We start from the raw sequence: 19,734 nt of genomic DNA on the forward strand, positions 1-19,734 counted from the left end.
GATCAAATGAGTGATTGCACATTTAGGACCCTTTCAAAGCCTTTCGCTCCCTCGCTATATAAGAAGGTCGAGCCCTTTGCAATGAAGGAACATAGGAGAACCAACTTTTGGATTTAAAGAATATCTGAACGTAATAAAACTGGATGTGCTGAAGGAAAAAGATCATTAATAGAAAAATAGCTAGTGACAGAGTTAGGCTATCAGCTGCCCCCTGCATCCATTTAGTGATAAAGAAAACAACAAAACCGATCATCATCAGCTGTTCCAGCCTCTGCATGAGCTGGACAAAGACGTGCCCTCGTTTGGGGAGATCGCCTGACTGGCATTTCCTGATCTTTCTCGATTTATAAAACCAAATGGTACATTCTACTAAGTTATGAGTCATAAAAAGAGCGATGAGGGCGATCAATAAAGGTGATGGGGTATAAAGGACTTGTGCAACAAACGGAAACACTAAAAAATAACATGCAATACATGCGTGTCTGACTGATAAGAGAAATAGTTCTTTTTCTATGTATGGTTTCATCTGTTTCACCTCCATATGTACTACGTCTTATCTGCCAAAAAGTTCCCTCTGCCTATCAAAAAAGGATGCCCTGAAAAAGGCATCCTTTCAATAACAAACTTTAAAATGCAGCGCTTAGTACGACAGGTCCTTGCGGCAGCTTGTTATCCTTTTTTGGTTCAAGGGTGACTGCCACGGTATCCTATGATTCGCTCGCTTCTTTTTCAGATAACGCATAGGTGACAGTTCCTTCTCCTTTGTTATCTGTTTTAAAGCACCGGCTGGAACCGGCTGATCTCCTTTAAAGAGCCACACTTGATAAACAGCAGATGAATCAAGCTGACCCTTTAACCCGTCTGCACTCACAACAAGCTCTTTTTTGCCGTTATGCTCAATCACTGAAAAAGCACCCGTTGTTTTTGGTGATGCGGCTGATGCCAGTGATTTTGTGGCAACAACTCTGACAGGTTCTTCCGCATGTCATAATAGAGGGTAACGAAACGAATTGGAGTGTCCTTCAATGATCTTGACGATCGTTCTATTTTTATTAGCAGGATTAGCGGAAATTGGCGGCGGCTATCTTGTCTGGCTTTGGCTGCGTGAAACAAAGCCCGTCAGTTACGAGATCGCCGGAAGACTCATTTTGGTCGCTTATGGCGTCATCCCCACCTTCCAGCAGTTCCCGACTTTCGGACGGGTTTATGCGGCCTATGGCGGTGTTTTTGTCATTCTTGCTGTGTTTTGGGGATGGTGGGTGGATCGAAAAAAGCAACTGATTTGTACGATTGGGTAGGCGCTCTTATTTGTTTAATAGGTGGGAGGATGATGCTCTTTGCCCCTAGAAACTTTGTCATGAGAAAAAAGCCGGCGCTCTTTTCCCGGCTTTCACATTTCTCCTAATGGGCTTTTTATGCCCCGAATTGTGTTTCATAAAGGCGCTTATATAAGCCATTTTGCGTTAGTAATGTTTTGTGATTTCCTTGCTCTGCAATGCCACCTTTTGTCACAACAACAATTCGATCTGCATGTTGAATAGTTGCAAGGCGATGCGCAATGACTAGCGTCGTTCTACCTTCTGAAAGCTCTTCTAGTGATCGTTGGATCGAAGCCTCTGTTTCAGTATCTAGTGATGAGGTCGCTTCATCCAGTATTAAAATAGGTGGATTTTTCAGAAAAATACGTGCGATTGATACACGCTGCTTTTGTCCACCTGACAGCTTGACGCCTCTTTCACCAATCATTGTATCAAGACCTTCGGGCAGGGATTCGACGAGTTCTTTTAGCTCTGCTTTTGAAACCGCCTGCCATATTTCATCCTCAGTTGCATCAAGCTTTCCATAAAGAATGTTCTCTCGAATGCTCCCATTAAATAAATAGACGTCTTGTTGTACTATTCCAATTTGTTGGCGCAGTGAAGACAGCTTCATCTGTCTACTATCAATGCCGTCTATCGTAATGGTACCAGATTGCCATTCATAAAACCTTGGTAATAAACTGCATAGCGTTGATTTACCAGCACCGGAAGGACCTACAATGGCAACCGTTTCCCCTTGTTTGATCTCCAGATTAATATGCTCAAGGATCAAACTGTCCTTCTCATAACCAAAGCTGACATCATGAAATGTAATTTCACCTTTTAGCCCATCGACATGAATCGCATCAGGTACGTCCTTTTCGTCTGGGGCTTGATCTAAGAGCGAAACAAATCTCTTAAAGCCTGCGACTCCCTTTGGATATGTCTCAATCACTGAATTAATTTGTTGAATGGGTCCTAAAAAGATTCCAGATAGCAGGACGAATGAAATGAATTCGCCATAGGTCATATTCTTTTGCATCACAAACCATGTCCCGCATACAAGTCCAAAGATGGTGACGCCCTTCATAAGCAGGTGACTAATCGAAGCGTGTAATGCCATCATTTTGTATGTGGTTAATTTCGTTTGTTTAAACTGTTCATTGTGTTCAATAAAGCGATCAACCTCATGCGTTTCATTCCCAAATGCCTTCACTACTCGAATTCCGCTCACATTATTTTCAACCCTTGCATGGAATTGACCAATACTTGAAAACATGTGATCAAAGGCAATCGACATTTTCTTCGTAAAATAAACCGATAGCCCTATTAAGAATGGGACAATGAGAAACGTGAGGACGGCAAGCTGCCAATTAATTGATAGCATCAGGGCAAATGCACCTGTAAGAGTCATCATCGCAATAAATAAATCTTCAGGACCGTGGTGAGCAATTTCACCAATATCCATTAAATCGTTTGTCATGCGTGAAACAAGCTTTCCTGTTTTCTTTTGATCAAAGAATCGAAAAGACATTTTTTGTACGTGGGTGAATAGTTGACTTCTCATATCTGTTTCAATATTGATACCTAGCTTATGTCCGAAATATGTCACCACATAATTCATCATTGAGCTGACGACATAGACTGCCAGTAAAATTCCACTCCAAATGAGAATCATTTCCCAGTTTCTGTTTGGGAGAAGGTCATCTACAACCATACTGATCGCGAGTGGAAATGATAATTCAAGTAGTGCCGCTATGACGGCACAGGAAAAATCTAATATAAACAGCCCCATATATGGCTTATAATAGGAGAAAAATCGTTTTAACAAAAAGCAGCCCCCTTACTTCTGAGATAAGTCAGTCAATATCTCAACGAATTTTTCTGCTTGATTGACGATAGCTATTGGATCAAATGGCCAGAAATACGCAATATCCAAGTCATGTACTTGATTCTTTTTCACTGCTTTTAAGCTTTTCCATATTGAATTGTTCTTATCGAATGTACCTCCGTTGGCTTCATCAACAAATATATAATCACCTGCATACTTTGGTAGCAGTTCATATGAAATATGTTCAAATCCTGACTTTCCATTTAAAATAGTGTCTGCAACCTCTTTTGGCGGCTGAAGCTGCAATTGTTCGTAAAGTGCTTGTCCACCTCGATAGATACCATTCCCATACACATAGACATCATTTCTAAATGCACCCAAGATTGACACTGTTTCGCCTTCTTTGATGACTGTTTTCACTTTCTTTCTAGCAGCTTCTATACGTTGATCAAATTTTTTCAAAAACGCTTTTCCTTCTTCTTCTTTATTCAAGATGCCGGCTAATGTAGTGATCTCTTCTTGTGAACTTTTAAATACACCGAACGGGTAAACAATCGTTGGGGCAATTTTTTTGTAGACGTCAAGTACCTTTTCATCGTCTACAGCTGAAATGATGAGGTCTGGTTTTAAGCTTGCCACCTTTTCGGCGGAGCGTTCATCACTAATGTCTGCCACACCATCCACTTTGCCTTTGAGATGTATGTTTTTTAAATCTTGTGTTGTGGCACCAATCGGTTTTACCCCTAGTGCAATAGCACTACCCAAATAGCCATCTACGAGAATACGCTTTGGATTTGCTGGAATCTCGACCTTGCCTTTCACTGTGTCAACCGTTTTTGTTTTTTCTTCGGCTTTTTTACTTTCTTCCTTTTGATCGCAGGCTGCTAGTGCGAATAATAACAATAAAGCCATTAAACTAAGAAATATGCCTTGTTTTTTCATAATTGCTTTTCTCCTCCATATCATGATGAATAACTGAGAATCATTATCATTTATTTGTCTCTCGTATTCTATCAACCGCTTGTCTATCGGTCTATGGATAATCGTCATAACTTGTTTATGGACAATTGTTAGATACTCTTATTCTTTTATTAAAAATTGAGAGAATCGTTTCATGATTTCTATCGCCCGTTCCCCTTCACCAAATCTAAATTCTTCTAGTTTTAACAGGTAGAATGTATCATTTTGCACTGCGGGTAAATTACGCAGGACATCACTTTCCTTCATACGTTTGTCCATATGTCTGTACCATCCATTTCGAACAGCAACAATAAAAAACATATGATCTGCTGCATAATCTGCTAAACGCTCAAGCGGAATCACAACATGTTTATCCGGTTTCAGCACCTCCTCTTGAATGGCTTCAGGGGGCTTCAACCCCAACGTTTTATATAGGTTGATTGCTCCTCTCGCGTGAAAAGACCACATATACACCTTGTCATGTCCCCTTACTTCATATAAAGCAACCGTTTCCTTTTTTTTCAAAAACGGCGTCAAGCGAGCTCTTTCCTTCTGTGCTTGCTTCTCATAACGTTCCACCCATTGCTTAGCTTCTTCGCTCCTTCCGATGAGGCTACCTAAACAAAGTACCTCATCTACAGGACTCAGGCGACTATATGGAAAAACAAGCACAGGAGCGAATTTCTCCATACGTTTCATCCATTCTATGTTTGTATAGAAATAATCAGGCATTAAAATGAGGTCTAAGTTCATGTCTGTTAAAACGGCGTCAGGTGTATGCTCATGAATGACGAAGACATCACTGAGTTGACCTTGAAGCACATCTGAATAAAGAGCAATATCTTCTTCCATGCAAATTGGTTTCACTCCGAGCGCAAGCAGAGAGCCTACAAACTGAAAAGCGGCAATTCGTTTTGGTTGGCGACTCAGTCGATACTGACTAGGAGATCTGCCCGTTTTTTGACGAAATTTTCTGCTGAAATAGAGGCTATCAGTATAGCCTACTCTTTGTGCAATTGCCTGAACCTGTTCATCGGTTTTGAACAATAGCTTTTTTGCTTCATCCATTCGAATTTGTGCAATATAATCTGTGACACTCATCCCGACGCTTTTCTTAAAAAAAGTAGAGAAATAGCTTTCATTAAAGCCCATTTTATGTGCTAAGTCCTTACGTGTCAGTTCTTGTTGGTAATGCTCAGCAATGTATTGAAGAATCATTTGTATTGAATAATGATCAGCATGAGTTGTTTTCTCATTTTGTTGCTGAAATATTTGCAGTACTAGCTTTAGTCGCTTCACTTGGCTACTTTCTGAATAAGAGGGATCACTTAAACGTTTAATATGATGAAATAATACCGGTGAGCCCATCACCACTTGCCCGTTATCAGGCAGGGTATCATAATTGATTTTATAAATTAATTCATCATCAGTATCATTTGTGAGCATGTAATGTTCAAATGAAACAGCAAAGACTGTGACTTGCTGATTAGATAAAGAACGGATGACAACAGGGATGTGAGATCGTATAAACAGGCTATCCCCACCGTCAAGCTCGTACTCCATTCCCTCTAGCTGAATGACAACGGTACCATCAGCTGTTAAAACACTTGGAGATTTTGTCAGCCATCTGTTCGTTTGTTTTGCTTTCAAACACATCTGAATTTTCTTTTTCACATGTAGCATCGTTTCCATTTGTGCGTTCATCTTGAGATACCTCCTTTCAGCCATAAAAAAGGATGGTGCCGTTACGGCACCACCCTTCTTGTTTTGTTTTTTTTAGCGATCCGCACCGGCTGCCAGCAATTCTTTGTTTTTTTCCTTAAAACGTTCATTATGAGAAGATACATACGCCACTTTCTCCGCATCTGGTTCGATATATAATTTCGCACTATTTAGTGCGTTCACACCATCTACAAACGTTCCTGCAATCAAGCGGACCTTGCTTTTATGTGTACATAAATCACCTACTGCATACACACCTGGTAAATTGGTCTCCATCTGCTCATTCACTTCAATGAGCCCCCATTCACCTTGCTTTAATCCCCATTCTGCAAGAACACTTAAATCGCCTTTCATGCCGTGGTTGACAATGACTGCGTCTGTTTCAATACGTTCTTTTTCACCTGTTTCTAAATGCTGAACAGTGACAGCTTCGATTTCTTTTCCGTTACCATGTAGGTCAGTTAATTCATGTGGGGTTAAAATACGTGCACTTGATGCTTTCATATTCGCCACGTTTTTTTCATGCCCACCAAACATATCTCTGCGGTGTATAACAGTGACACTTTTCGCAATTGGCACAAGGGCATTTGCCCAATCCACCGCAGAATCGCCGCCCCCAGAGATGACGACTCTTTTTCCAGCGAAGGTTTTGAGCTCCTGAACCGTATAATAAAGGTTTGTTACTTCATATCGATCTGCATTTTCAACTTCCAGCTTTCTTTGAACTGGAATACCATGCCCCATTGCCAAAATCAAGGTTTTGGTTAAATGACGATCACCATTTTCGGACGTAATCAATATATTTCCATCTTCTAAGCGATGAAAGTCTGTTATTTTTTGATTTAATGCAATGACAGGTTCAAATGTTTTGGCTTGCTGTTCAAGCTGTTTAATCAATTGCTCTCCTCTTGTCGGCACTAAGCCACCTACATCCCAAATGACTTTTTCAGGATACAGTAGGATTTTCCCGCCAAGGCTTTCGTTATACTCCAGTACCTTCGTCTTTAAATCCCGCATCCCACTATAAAAGGCGGTGTACATTCCTGCTGGACCGCCGCCAATAATGGTGACGTCAAACAATTCAAGCTGCTCTGTCATTTGAGTCCCTCCAGTTTTTCATCGATTGATCTATTTATAAGTGATATTGATTCTCATTATCATATGTACTTATTGTAGTCTACTCTGGTGAAGAGAATCAATAGCTTTCTGCAAAAAAAAGAACAGGACGAGCGCTTTCTCGTCCTGTCATCCATCACACAATCGCTAATCCAAGGTCTTTTAATTCAAGCGAAACAAGTCTTGCAATCGCATCTGCTCCTTCTTTTGTAAAGTGCGTGCGATCCTCTATGCCTGTTGACAGCATAAAGTAAGAAGTCGTTTTCTCTATGCCGGAAATTTGATAAAATTGAAGGCTTGCCGTATTTAAATCAACAAGAAGGACTTCTTCTTCATCAGCTAGTTCTTTCATAGCGGCACAGTAATCAGGGAAGTCATTGATATATTCTCCGTCTTTTTCATGAAAGCGGCCGACTGGCGTTAATAAAAGCGGTGTAGCGCCTTTCGCTCTTGCTCCGTGAATATATTGAGACAAATAGCTTTTATACGTCGTGAAAGGATCTGTATGCCGTTCGGGCTTCTCCGTTGAAGCATCATTGTGCCCCATTTGTGTGAACAGCCAGTCCCCAGGCTGAATGTCAGCCAATATTTTATCAAGCCGTCCTTCTTCAATGAATGTTTTTGAGCTTCTTCCACCGATTGCGCGGTTGTCGACGCTCACGCCTTGCGCTGTATAGCGATGTAAAAACTCTCCCCATCCTCCTTGAACAGGACGATCCGGGTAAGATGCAACGGTTGAATCACCAGCTAAATAGATGGTTGTCATGTTCATACGCCCCCTTGTTCATATAGCCACTCTTATAAGCGATGCGGACATCCAAGTGGCTGCTGAAAAGATATGAAACAATCAGCATCGCTACTTCAGTCATTCTCTTTTTAATGATCAAAACCCTGCTTATCGGTAGATGTGAATACGTTAAATATGCGGCGGAAGTTCTACTTTTGTCTCAACGGCTTGCTTTAACGCCTGAAGCATATAGCCAATTCCTTTATATGGAGCCAGCGGATAAACCGCTGTTTGATGAGGAAGTAATAAAGGATCGATCACCTTTCGATACTTCTTTCCACCAAGTATCACTAGTTCATCATATGCAGTGAGATGTTTTTCATGAAATTGTTGCCTTAATGCTTCACGTGTCATCTGATCAGCATGCGGTGTACCAAAAGCCACATCATAATTTTCATGAATGATTTCATCTGCCTTTAAGAATCCATGCTTCGCTGATATGATCAGCCAGTCTGAAAAGAACATTTGGGCATAGCTTTTCGTATGCTGATGCAGCGGACTTAAATAAACGAGGTTCGCTGGCTGGCTCCCTGCTTCTGGATGGACATCCCAAATTTTCTTCGCCCCACATGGAATGATACATACTCGCTTCACTTGATTTTCTCCTTCCTTCGTCGATACATTCGATACAAAATACAACCTAGCGCTGTGCCGAGTGTATTTAAGAGAATATCATCAATATCGCTGCTTCTTGTAATCATACCAGATTGCGAGAATACCCATTGAAGCACTTCAATCATTGTTGACAAGAAAAAGCCAGCAAGAATCGCCTTTTGCCAGCGCATGGTTCGGAATGCTTGATAGAGAAAAAAACCAAGTGGCACAAATAACAAAATGTTCCCTGCCAAATTTAAAAAAACAAGATTGGGATAGCCGTGATGATAGGCATTGAGATTTTGATAAATGGACTGCAAAGGCATGAGGTTGACACTCACCTGATCCCTTGGTGCGGAAAAACGATTAGGAAAGACCGTCAAATACAATAAAACATTCGTATAAATAAACAGACAGGCAAGAACGATTTCTGTGCGTAAATAGATAAATCGTTTTTGCTTTTTCGCCTGTCTGTATCTCATATGTAGATAGAGCGGGACGAGCAAGAGAAAATAAGCAATTGAAAACATAGCACTGAATGTCATACGAAGAGCTGCCCCTTTCTCACATGATGCTTGACCATATTTACAGCTTATTCAGGCCTGCCCGCATCTATTCATCACTTATTCTCCTATTCAATGACGAGAAACCCATATTGACAAATCGTCATTTTTCCGTTAAACTGACTGACATTCAGTCATTTAAGGTCGGTGATGATATGTCAAAACGAGAAAAGATTATGCTTGCTGCTATTGACGCGTTTAAAGAAAAAGGAATTGAAAAGACGACCATATCGGATATTGTAAAAGCAGCAGGAGTGGCGCAAGGAACGTATTATTTATATTTTCCTTCAAAGCTGTCTGTCATGCCTGCTATCGCAGAACATCTGATCTCGCAGATGGTCCCTGCTATTGAAAAGGAACTGACTCAGCATGCGGATGTTCTCGATCAAGCAGATGCGCTTGTTGAATTCATTTTCTCTTTTACAAGACAATACCGTGATGTCCTTGCTCTGACCTACTCTGGTTTAGCTGCCACCGAGCATTTAAAGGAATGGGAAGATATTTATGAGCCGATTTACAAATGGGTTGCTGCTTTTTTAGAAAAAGCAAAGCAGGACAAAAGAGTCCGTGCGAACTTGAACTGTCAATATGCAGCGAAATTCATTATCGGTTTACTTGAATCGTCTGCTGAGCAAATGTACTTATTTACAGAAACAGATACAGAAGAGGTTCTGATTCAAAAGCGAGAGGTGAAGCAATTTCTTCTTTACGCACTTGGCATAGAGACACCTTAACTTAGTACAGCACTTGCTGTACGCTCTTTTTTGGCTTTAAAATGACGAATCGTCAGTTTTAGGAGGAAATAGGATGAAAAAAAGCTGGATGTATGTCGCACTCACTTGTTTATTCGAATTACTTTGGGTGTTTGGTTTAAATAAAGCTGATGCGGTGTGGGAGTGGGCGATCATTATCTGCCTGATCCCGATTGATTTTTATTTTTTAATGAAAGCCTGCGAGAAGCTGCCGACAGGGACCGTGTACGCCGTGTTTGCCGGAGTTGGAACGATTGGTACGTCTTTGATGGATTATGCGCTGTTCGGCGGTTCGTTTTCATTAGAAAAGCTCTTATTTATGGGCATTTTAATTCTCGGCATTATTGGATTGAAAGTGTCTGATGGAGATGCACATGAACAGAAAGGAGAAGTGGTATAAATGGGCTGGTTTTTTGTGCTGTTAGCCTCTGCCTTTGAAATTGGCGGAACCATTGGTCTCAATATGTTCAGTAAGAAAAAGCAAATCACGACAGGCATTTTATTTGTCGGCGGATTTGCCTTATCCTTTTTGTTTTTATACGCCTCGTTCTCTTCCGTTCAAGTATCCGTTGCCTATACGGTCTGGATTGGGCTTGGAACGGCGGGCTCTGTCTTGTTTAATATGATTCTATTTAAAGAACCGAAAAACATGATTCGTATACTCAGCTTGCTACTGATTGTGATTGGTGTGGTTGGGCTGAAGTTGTTTGCGTGATTGAATGACAAAAAAGGAAGGGATCAAAGCCCCTTCCTTTTTTGTTTCTCGTTTAATGGGTATCTTGCTGCTCGAGCAAGAGATCCATTGCGTAAATTGTTTCGCCTTTTTCATCTAATAAAAAGTACACAATCAAAGGCTCTCCAAAAACGGCTGTTTGCTGCGTGAACAAAACACACGTGAATTTTTCGATACCAATTGGTAGCTTTCTTTTTAATATAGGATGAAGAATAGGCGAAGTCCGAATTGTATCTACATCAACATCCCAACGTTCATTTTTCAATGTTGGATAATGCTCTGATAACAATTGGTGTAACATGTCGGTCGTGAGCGCTGCTTTTCCATCGTACCCATCATCTATTATGTTGATGTTATACATCCGACGGTTGCTCACCCTTTGAAGCATTGATTCGTATTCCTTTTAAGACAAAGCGTTTCTGACCATCAAGAGTACAAGTGATCAATGTCAGTTCGTTTTTCCCGCGATCCTTGAGTACATCAACATCCGTCGGTTCAATCGTAGCTGAGCTGACAATTTTATATTCGTATGTTTCTGCTTGATGATGTAAGACGACTTTTTCTCCTTTCGGTACTTCTGGCAGCTGCCTGAAAAGACGATCGCCTCTATACCCTCTATGGCCTGCAATCGTGAAATTCCCTTCACCTGGCATTTGATGAGATTTAATTTGAGTCAGTGCAATACCTAAATTTTCTTTTGATGTAACAGGAAGCACTTTTTCGTTTAAATCAATTGACGGGATCTCTAGCTCCATCACATCTCGCAGGTCTTCTTCTGACACTGTGAGATGTGGAATAGAAGAAAGGGCATCACTGTCATTTTCTTCAATCATCTTTAATGCCTGTTCCATTGCTGCTGTCTCTTGAGAAGTTCGCCACTCATATATAAAAGGAACGGAGATGAGTATCAGCCCCGCGAACACCAAAAAGCTGCCTAATAAGGTTCTTTTTTTCATCAATAAACTCGTTCCTTCCTTTTACTGAATGGTTCTTCTTCTGACAACAAGAAGAACAGTTCCAGAAGCTACTAGTAAAATCCCTGCATACATCAAATAACGCAGCCATTCTTCTCCAGTCTTTGGCAGCTCACCGTTTGAGTCGTGAGGCGGATGTTGATCACCTTTAGGTGAGGCTGGAGGATTCGTGTGTTCCTCTTCATTCTTCACTGGTGCATTTTTCACGATCATTGTCTTGATCTCCACTTCGCCCATTTGAATTGTAAAGATGAGTGGTTTCTTTAAAGCTACATAACCTTTTGGAGCTTTCGTCTCTGTGAGTATATACTCTCCAGGTTTAAGCCCTTTGACAATGGCTTCTCCGTCTTTTCCTGTTGTCATAGATTTTATGGTTTTCCCGGCTTTTGTACGAATGTCAAAGGCTGCACCTTCTAAGGTTCTATCTGTCTGCTGGTCTACCTTTATGATACGCAGACTTCCTAAGATCAAGTGATTCTTCGCTGTTAATTGAAGTGGCTGCTGCTGATTTTTCTCAATTGTAAACAGGATCGGCTGATCATCCAATTGATAGCCGTGAGGTGCTTTCGTTTCAACGAATTGATATTCTCCCGGTTTTAGATGGTTGATATGGAGCTTTCCTTTTTGGTCCGTTACAAGTGATTTTTTCAACGTTTTCCCTTCTTTACTCAGAAGAGCAAACTCTGCATTTTCCAGCGTATGTCCCTCATCATCCACTTTGGTCAGTTCCACTGCTCCCGGCGTCAGTTTGTTGATCATTTCTACTTTTGCTGGTTTGTCTTGACCTAAACGAATCGTAAATGAGATAGGTGTCTGATCCAATTCATAGCCGGCAATGCTTGCTGTTTCGACAAATCGATAGGTTCCTGGCTTCAGTTGATCGACTGTCAGTTGACCGTTTTTGTCTGTCTTTAAGTCTTTCTGAATAGGCTGATCATGCTCATCAATCAGGTCAAAGGTCACCCCAGCGAGCAACTGACCATCCTCCCCTTTTTTCTGAAGCTTCACAGCACTTGTCGTCCGAATATTTTCTTTTGTCACTTTCACCAGTTGATTTGGGTTGAAATCAATCTTAAAGTCTACAGGCTCTGCATCTAGTTTATGTCCAAAAGGAGCCTTCGTTTCAACCAATTGGTAAGCGCCTGGTTTCAAATCGTTTATCGTGATGATGCCTTTCTCGTTGGTTGTTACACCTGACATCAATTTTTTACCATCGTCATTGAAAAGTGTAAATTCTGCGCCCTTCAATCTTTCTTTTTCTTCCCCTATTTTTGTTAGTTCTACAGAACCTTTCTTGAGCTGATTGATTGCCTCCACTTGAATCAACTCTTTTTGACCTAATTCAACCTGAAAGACAAGTGGTTTCGCACTCAATTCATAGCCTTCAAGACTCTTTCTTTCAACAAATTGATAGGTTCCAGGTTTTAGACCTGTGAAGGTGATCTTTCCATCCTGATTGGTTGTGATCCCTTCTCCTCCTGCCACTATCTTTCCTTTGGCATCAGATAGATCAAAGACAACCCCTTCTAATGATTTCCCATCTTCGCCTTTTTTGTGCAACAGCACTCCGCCTGTTGTACGGCTATTTTCTTTTGTCACACTTACCAGCTTCTGAGGGTTAAATGGAATAGCAAAAGTGACAGGTGTTTCGTCAAGCTCATGACCGAATGGAGCCTTCGTTTCAACAAACTGATAGGTTCCAGGTTTAAGATCGCTGAATGTGATCTGCCCGTTCTGATCTGTGACGAGACCTGTTTCAATCTCTTTTCCATTTGCATCTAAAAGCTTGAATTCTGCTCCTTTAAGCACATCATTTTTTTCACCGAGCTTCGTGAGCTGGACAGCTCCAGTTTTGAGATCATTGATCACTTTTATCTCTGCCTGAGTTTTTTGAGCGACTTCGATGGTAAAAGGATAAGGTTTATTTTTCTTTTGGTAACCATCAACACTCTCTGTCTCCACGAGCTGATATTTGCCCGGTTTGAGGTTGTCGATCAAAAGCTTCCCATCTTCATCTGTTGTCAAATCTTTACGCACGACTTCGTCATTTTGATCCATGACTTCAAATCGAACACCTTGAAGCTTCTTGCCATCTTCCCCTTCTTTCATCACTTCTAATGCACTTGTTTCATATAGGTTCTTTTTCGAAATGATGACCGGTTCTTTTGGATCAAGTGGTACTTCAAATTTGATTGGCGTTTCATCTAACACATAACCATCAGGTGCTTTTGTTTCAATGAGCTGATACGTACCCGGTCTTAGTTCGTTTATCGTGATCTTGCCATTTTCTCCTGTGACAAGCGAACCATTTAGCTCATGCCCATCTTGATCTAAGAGCTTGAATTGTGCACCTTCTAGTCTCTCTCCGCCTTCACCTATTTTGCTCAATTCTACAGAGCCTTTTATCATGTCATTTACTGCGGTTACAGTCGTTGTTTCTGTTTGATTCTCTTTAATAGTGAACGGCCATTTTTGCTGATTTAATTGATAGCCTTTCGGTGCGTTTGTCTCAACAAAATAATAGGAACCTGGCTCAAGATGTTTGAAAAGAATTTCTCCTTTTTCGTCCGTTTTCAAATGGGTTTGAAGGGTGTCTCCAGATTCATTTTTCAGTTCAAATTCTGCATTCTCTAATGCCGCACCCGTCTCTTTGTCTTTTTTCATGAGCTTGACATGCTGGCGGATTTCTTGGTTCTCCACCGTCATGCTATTTCCTGTTTTCGCTTGATCTCCTGATTCGTAAGGCTGATCAATCGTTACATGGATCGGTTCCTTGCTCTTCATATAACCATCAGGTGCTTTCACTTCTGTCACTATATAGTCACCATACAAGAGACGATCAAATCGAAGAGCTCCTTCTTCATCTGTTGCCTTTGTTCCAATGACAATACCGCTCGCAGCATCTGTCAGAGAAAAGCTTGCTCCTTTTAGCGCTTTTCCACTACTCGTATCTACCTTTTGAATGGTTAAAGCGCCAATCGCTCCTGTGCCATCTCCCATGCCAGCAGTGCGTTTTACCACAATCGAGGCTTCAGATTCCTTTTTTATTTCTTGTACATTTTCACCTCTAAACGTTACTTCGTTTTGAAGTGTACTTCCCACCTTATCTAAAATGAGAGATTGGTATTCTAAAATATATGGTCTCGTGATTTCTTCTTTAAATTTGATTTGAAAAGAATCTGGATCAAATGCAAGGTCTAGCTCATAATCCTTCCCTTTTTCCAGCTCTTCCTTTTTGGTCACTTGCCCCTTTTCATCTATTGTCGTCGAATAGAGATGAAATGAGTTTTCTAATAATGCTTGGTTACTGCTCGGATGATCTATAATCGTCGCATCTTGGACTGTTGATTGACCAAAATTGATATTCAGTTTCCAATCAATGACCTTCCCTTGTTGATTTCCTGATTTGCTCGTGTATTTCCCTCCATTTGGAATGGACACCACAGCATTCACGTCTGATTCTTTTGTCTTTCCATCATAAAGGATCGCGTTATTTTCGTAGGTTTTCTCTACTAAATCCATTCCTTCAACACTTGTTTTATACGTGATTTTGTATGGGGAATCTATGGCTTTTTTGAAAATCACTTCGAACCCTGATTCTCCTTTTGCATTTTCAAGGAATTTGATGTCATAATTTTCTTTCGCTAATACCTCTTTTTCTTCTGCACCATTTTCCCCTCCATGTAAATCAAGCGAGTAGATGGTGATTGAATCTTCAAGCAAACGCTGATTTCCTTGAATGAAATCCTCGATTCTCGCCTCTTCTAAATGTTTCAAGTTATAGTTCACACCAATATTCCATGTGATCTCTTTTTTCTTTGCATCATATGTTCCGTTCTTGAAACCATTTGACTGCGTGTATGTGTCAGGCGTGAAGACAGACTGATTTTCCTTCGACAGGTCCTTCCCATCTTCATTGGTCCATTCAAGCTTCACATGATTCCGCAGATTTTTTTGATCTTTATCTGCTCTTTTTTCATAATCAAATGAAGTTGTATACGTGATGGTATGCTCAGTCTTGATTTCTTTTGTAAATTGAATATCAAATCCATTTTCATGTTCAACTATTTGATAATCTGTGCCCTCTTTAAGCACTGAATTACCTGTCGTCACTTTTAAACGATCTTTTTGCAGCGTCAATCCTTCGTTTGTAAACGTATCTTTTATTGTCAGATTGTTCATGGTTTGTTGATCTTTGTTGAAGGTGATACTCCAAGGAATGGTTTTATTCTTGTAGTTCGGTGTCCCATGGTTTTTCGTTAGGATTTGTTGGTCAATTCTTTGCTTAGCTTGTTTGCTCTCTTTGCCAGCTGTCACAGTATTGATAATCTCTTCAGCTTCGAAAATCCGATCGGTTGCTTTTGTTTGATATGTGATGAGATAAGCTGATTGAATATCTTGATTGAATTGCAAGGCAAACCCGTTTTGCTCTTCCTTTTTTATAGGTTGAACCACGTAGTTTTCAAACGCTTTTGTCCCTGCTTCATTGCCATTCTGATCAATTGTGACTTCCTTGACTTGAAATGAATCGGATATCAGCGCCTGTGTGCCATTAAAAAAGTCTTCTAACAAAGCGTCATTTTTAGCCATCGTTTTTTCGTTATAGTTATAACGAATTTCCCAAGTAATTGTCTGTGTGACTGGGTCGTAGTGGGCGGCTTTTTTATTTAAAGGACTACCTCTTGTCACATTCACTGTTCCTTCTGCTGAACTCATCACTTTGTCAGCAGAGACAAGGGACGCTTTATTACGAAACGCAGACTGATCTTGATTCGTAATGTCCGTTTCATACATTAAACGGTAAGCTAGATGCACGTCATCTTTAAATTCAATCGTGAAATCTTGACCATCTGCTGTTTGGCCGATCGTGTAGTGGTTTTCGTCAAGCTGCTGACCAATCGATGTTTCACCATTAAGCTTTGTATCAACGCGATAAAGCTTCATTGAATCTTTTTTCAAAGATTGACCGTTTTGAATCGGATCCACCAGCTTGGCTTGCTTGACATCATCTAAGTCCATATTAAAATCTACTGTCCATTGAATGGTTTCAGCATTGTACGATCGATTTGGCTCTCCCTTTTTTGAAACGTTTGGACCACTAGGAAGGTAATTGATGGGAATAGCGACGGTATCCTTGCCTTCAATCGGGGTAATAATGATTTCTTTGTCTTCAGTGATGACTGTTTGTTGATCTAATTTCGTCCAAATTTGGAGCGTTCCATGGATGTTTGAATATTGCTTGATTAAATCAGTGAACTCTATGGAGGCATTTCCACTTTCATCTACTGAAAAATAACCAATGGTCGCCTGATTAAATTTCATCTCAAGACGATCGATTTTTTCGTAAATGACTAATTCATCTGGAACCTTGAAATGGAATTCATCCCCGCCATTATAGCTATGCCCATTTGGGATGGCCCACTCATAGTTAATGGAAATAAGCGAGTTAATGTCAGGCCTATCAACTGAATTTCCTTCCTGATCTTCAAATATTAATTTCGCATCAGTGAGGAGATTTTCTTGTATCAGCATTTGTTTTGAAACACTTTGCAGCCCTACACGCTTAGATACGTTCACTTTGTTTTTTAGTAATTCATCCTCATCGCTTTGTTTCGTTTGAGCGGCTTCTTGATTCTTAGCTGCTTTGTCTTTCTCAGATGAGGTTGAGTCATCTTTTGGAAGGCTTTCTTCACGCTCGTTTTGCTTTGTTTTCTCTTTTTGTTCAGCTATACTGGTGACGTCAATATCTATAGATCCTTCTAAATTCGGATCAAGCTCAACATCTTCACTAAATATGACCGTCACTTCATTTTGTTTCGAAACGGTATACTCGCCAACAGGTACTTCATTGATAATAATTGGTTCCTTCTGCTCCTTCTCTACTTGTATGGCTGAAGGAAGAGAGAGAACATACGGATATTGCTTTTTTAGATCAATTCCTTTTATTGACCAATGGACAGTGGCTTTTCTTATTTGCTCATCTTCCATGTGTGATAACTTGTTTCCTTCGCTATCAGCAAACTCAATATCCCCATAAATGTTTTCTTGGCTTTCTTTGGCTTGTGCCCCTGCCAAAGGCAAGATTCCTAATATACTGGACTGTATGACTAACACGGTGATGAGAGCCAATGACAATATTCTTTTCAATACATCCACCCTTTTCTAAAATTAATTTTCAACATCGATAAAAAATCATTTATATACTGTCTGATAAACCACTCCGTTTCTGATCAAATATTTTCTAAAAATTGCATCTTAAGACCCTATGAACAAAATGAGATGATCAATTATGAGCATGAAAGGTAAGCATGAGTAGTGGATATAGTAACTGGATAGGGACCTATGAAATGGAGAATAGTGAGAGGAAATCATTAAAAGAACAAATGTGAAGTTTCTATTTATACTGGAATGAACAATAAATGATGTGTACATGCTTATATCAGCATGTATTCACATATGGTTCGTTCATATGAAACAAGTATGTATCATATGGTATGTATGGTGAGACAGTTCAGCATCATGTAGATCGCATTCCTCTCTACTCCCATCCATATGGTAATCAAAAAGCTCCTGCTTTTTATTCTTACATTTACCGTTTAAACAGCAAAAAAATAAACGGAATATCTAAAATGATCCATTTTTATAGGATTCATGGCTTACTTATAACCTTTTAAAAGAAAATTATGGGGAATCAGCGAATAACATTTGTTTTCGTCTAATTTTTTTCTCTTTTATCATCAAAAGTGAAGACAAAACGATTTAGCCTAAACATTACAATCATTTCATGCCTATTTTGAGAATCACATGTTCTTTATCTGAACTTCATAATATATAGGGCAAACCAGAAGAAGGAGTTAGTTGTTTGATGGAGCTCATTGACAATAAATCAAAGAGATGGATAAAAATTTTAAAACTACTTGTATCAAAAAATAAGTGGTGGACTCTTCAAGAGATATCGGATGAAAAAATCGGCTCGGTTCGTGCCATTCAAAGTGATTTAGAACAAATGAAATCGTTCCAAACAGAGAATGGAGAGCCGTTAATCCGCATAAAGCCAAGACAGGGCATATCCATTTGTTTTACACAGACGATACGAGAGGACTACTATATCAAGGAAATACTAAAAGATACGATTGAAATTCGATTGATTGACGGCATTTTTTTCGAACAAAACAGGTCTTTCTATGAATGGATGGACACGCTTAATATCAGTAGATCTACATTGTATAACACCATTCATAAAATCAATTCGATCCTTACATCCTATGACATCGAGTTACGCCCAGATAGTATGCAGTTCCATGGGAATGAGAAGGAGATTCGTCAATTCTTTGTTGAGTTTTTGTTTGAAGTGTATAGAAGCCGGCTTTGGCCATTCGATGATATTCAAAAGCAAGACGCCGTTGATTTATTACAAGAGCTATTTCAGGTGATCGAAGTCAATGTACCAGATGTGGCTATAGATAAATACTGCCTGTGGCTCGGCGTTTCCATTCACCGAGTGAGGAAAAACTTTACCATACGACGCAATTATACGTACTCGATGAATGAAGAAAAACAGACCTCTACAGCCAAAGGTATCTATAATCAAATCAAAAACTGGGAAGAGCACATTTGCCAAATGACAAAGGACATTTTTGATATTACGCTGGATCATCACGAATTTGTCTTTTTACTATTGATCGAACCAGCTATTGGCCACTTTAAATCAATTGAGTCAGTTGAAGAAAAATTAACATTCTTTCAGTCACATACGCCGCGTCTATATGAAGCCATCCATTCATTTATCGATCAATTGGAATTGATTTATCATCAAGAAGTAGCTAATCGCAAGGTGCTGACACTGCTTCTTCTCCAATATTATGTGTATTCTAATGAAATTACCGGAAGAGATGGATTCCTTTTCAAAAAGAAATCGCGTTATTTATCAGAGGTAAAAAAACAACTTCCCTACTTCTATTCGAGGATTACTCATATCATTCAAGAGTTAAAAACAGATGATATACTCGCTTCTTTTGTTAAGAATGAACGAGAATTGATACGTATCATTACGTCTAATTGGAGAGGGCTTGTTCCATTGGAAATGGAGCGGAGAAACGTGTTGAACATATTTGTCATTTCAACATTAGGCTATAATCATAGTTTGTTTATTGCAGATTTAATTAAATTAAGCGTACCTCCTCTCATTCACATTTTCACCAGTCCAGAAAATACATTAAATGATTTAACGATGGATCAACTTGGGATTGATATGATTGTGACCGATACTGAGCTTCCTATTCAATTCGGACGATCTACGCTGCTGATCAGCTCATTTCCAACAAAGAAAGAATTGGACAACTTGCACCGAAGATTGGTTGATATGATCGACTAATGCTCATCAAAAAAAGCTGCTGAGAAGCCT

15 protein-coding genes and 1 pseudogene are annotated in these 19,734 nt (G+C 39.9%); 5 read left to right on the forward strand and 11 right to left on the reverse strand.

Annotation, left to right across the window (positions count from 1 at the left end; all coding sequences use genetic code 11):
* Window positions 1-640: 640 nt before the first annotated feature.
* Entirely contained in the window at window positions 641-904 is a 264-nt protein-coding gene (locus C6W21_RS16815) for an anti-sigma factor (RefSeq protein ID WP_262982832.1), read from the reverse strand.
* Window positions 905-1,025: 121 nt separating this feature from the next.
* Between C6W21_RS16815 and C6W21_RS16820 the strand changes: the two are divergent.
* Window positions 1,026-1,405, forward strand: a pseudogene (locus C6W21_RS16820) (YnfA family protein).
* An 8-nt stretch (window positions 1,406-1,413) separates the two neighbouring features.
* Here C6W21_RS16820 and C6W21_RS16825 read toward each other — a convergent pair.
* From C6W21_RS16825 to C6W21_RS16855, 7 genes are all read right to left on the reverse strand, one after another.
* Window positions 1,414-3,129, reverse strand: a complete 1,716-nt coding sequence (locus C6W21_RS16825; protein ID WP_106051611.1) for an ABC transporter ATP-binding protein — start codon at window positions 3,127-3,129, stop codon at window positions 1,414-1,416.
* Between the two features lie 12 nt (window positions 3,130-3,141).
* A complete protein-coding gene (locus C6W21_RS16830; protein WP_106051613.1) occupies window positions 3,142-4,071 on the reverse strand; it encodes an ABC transporter substrate-binding protein in 930 nt (309 codons plus the stop codon).
* Between the two features lie 138 nt (window positions 4,072-4,209).
* The gene (locus tag C6W21_RS16835; protein WP_106051615.1) at window positions 4,210-5,793 is read right to left on the reverse strand and encodes a helix-turn-helix domain-containing protein; all 1,584 of its coding nucleotides are present in this window, start codon (window positions 5,791-5,793) and stop codon (window positions 4,210-4,212) included.
* 72 nt (window positions 5,794-5,865) lie between these two features.
* Window positions 5,866-6,909 (reverse strand): NAD(P)/FAD-dependent oxidoreductase, encoded by a 1,044-nt coding sequence (locus C6W21_RS16840; RefSeq protein ID WP_106051617.1) that lies wholly within the window; start codon window positions 6,907-6,909, stop codon window positions 5,866-5,868.
* A gap of 154 nt (window positions 6,910-7,063) precedes the next feature.
* Entirely contained in the window at window positions 7,064-7,693 is a 630-nt protein-coding gene (locus C6W21_RS16845) for a rhamnogalacturonan acetylesterase (RefSeq protein ID WP_106051619.1), read from the reverse strand.
* 150 nt (window positions 7,694-7,843) lie between these two features.
* Complete coding sequence (locus C6W21_RS16850) at window positions 7,844-8,308, reverse strand: DUF6884 domain-containing protein (RefSeq protein WP_106051622.1); 465 nt, start codon at window positions 8,306-8,308, stop codon at window positions 7,844-7,846.
* A complete protein-coding gene (locus C6W21_RS16855; RefSeq protein WP_106051624.1) occupies window positions 8,305-8,853 on the reverse strand; it encodes a VanZ family protein in 549 nt (182 codons plus the stop codon). Before C6W21_RS16855 ends, C6W21_RS16850 begins: the two co-directional genes overlap by 4 nt.
* A 173-nt stretch (window positions 8,854-9,026) precedes the next feature.
* On the opposite strand from C6W21_RS16855, the gene C6W21_RS16860 reads away from it, so the two are divergent.
* From C6W21_RS16860 to C6W21_RS16870, 3 genes are all read left to right on the forward strand, one after another.
* Window positions 9,027-9,605 (forward strand): TetR/AcrR family transcriptional regulator, encoded by a 579-nt coding sequence (locus tag C6W21_RS16860; RefSeq protein ID WP_034620888.1) that lies wholly within the window; start codon window positions 9,027-9,029, stop codon window positions 9,603-9,605.
* Window positions 9,606-9,678: 73 nt separating this feature from the next.
* Entirely contained in the window at window positions 9,679-10,023 is a 345-nt protein-coding gene (locus C6W21_RS16865; RefSeq protein ID WP_106051626.1) for a DMT family transporter, read from the forward strand.
* Window positions 10,024-10,338 (forward strand): DMT family transporter, encoded by a 315-nt coding sequence (locus tag C6W21_RS16870; protein ID WP_034665057.1) that lies wholly within the window; start codon window positions 10,024-10,026, stop codon window positions 10,336-10,338. It begins immediately after the preceding gene.
* A 52-nt stretch (window positions 10,339-10,390) separates the two neighbouring features.
* Here the strand turns inward: C6W21_RS16870 and C6W21_RS16875 are convergent, their stop codons facing one another.
* The 3 genes from C6W21_RS16875 to C6W21_RS16885 are packed head-to-tail and all read right to left on the reverse strand — an operon-like array spanning window position 10,391 to window position 17,477.
* On the reverse strand, window positions 10,391-10,717 hold the full coding sequence (locus tag C6W21_RS16875) for a hypothetical protein (RefSeq protein WP_106051628.1): 327 nt from the start codon (window positions 10,715-10,717) through the stop codon (window positions 10,391-10,393).
* Window positions 10,710-11,312 carry a class D sortase gene (locus C6W21_RS16880; RefSeq protein WP_106052108.1) on the reverse strand — a complete coding sequence of 201 codons (603 nt, stop codon included), beginning with the start codon at window positions 11,310-11,312 and terminating at the stop codon, window positions 10,710-10,712. The genes C6W21_RS16875 and C6W21_RS16880 overlap by 8 nt, the downstream gene beginning before the upstream one ends.
* A gap of 21 nt (window positions 11,313-11,333) precedes the next feature.
* On the reverse strand, window positions 11,334-17,477 hold the full coding sequence (locus C6W21_RS16885; RefSeq protein ID WP_106051630.1) for a SpaA isopeptide-forming pilin-related protein: 6,144 nt from the start codon (window positions 17,475-17,477) through the stop codon (window positions 11,334-11,336).
* 718 nt (window positions 17,478-18,195) lie between these two features.
* On the opposite strand from C6W21_RS16885, the gene C6W21_RS16890 reads away from it, so the two are divergent.
* Window positions 18,196-19,704 (forward strand): AcpB/EbpR/MafR family transcriptional regulator, encoded by a 1,509-nt coding sequence (locus tag C6W21_RS16890; RefSeq protein ID WP_106056766.1) that lies wholly within the window; start codon window positions 18,196-18,198, stop codon window positions 19,702-19,704.
* Window positions 19,705-19,734: the final 30 nt, after the last annotated feature.

Origin of the sequence: Bacillus sp. NMCN1 (assembly GCF_002998085.1) — a bacterium.
Classification (GTDB): domain Bacteria; phylum Bacillota; class Bacilli; order Bacillales; family Bacillaceae; genus Bacillus.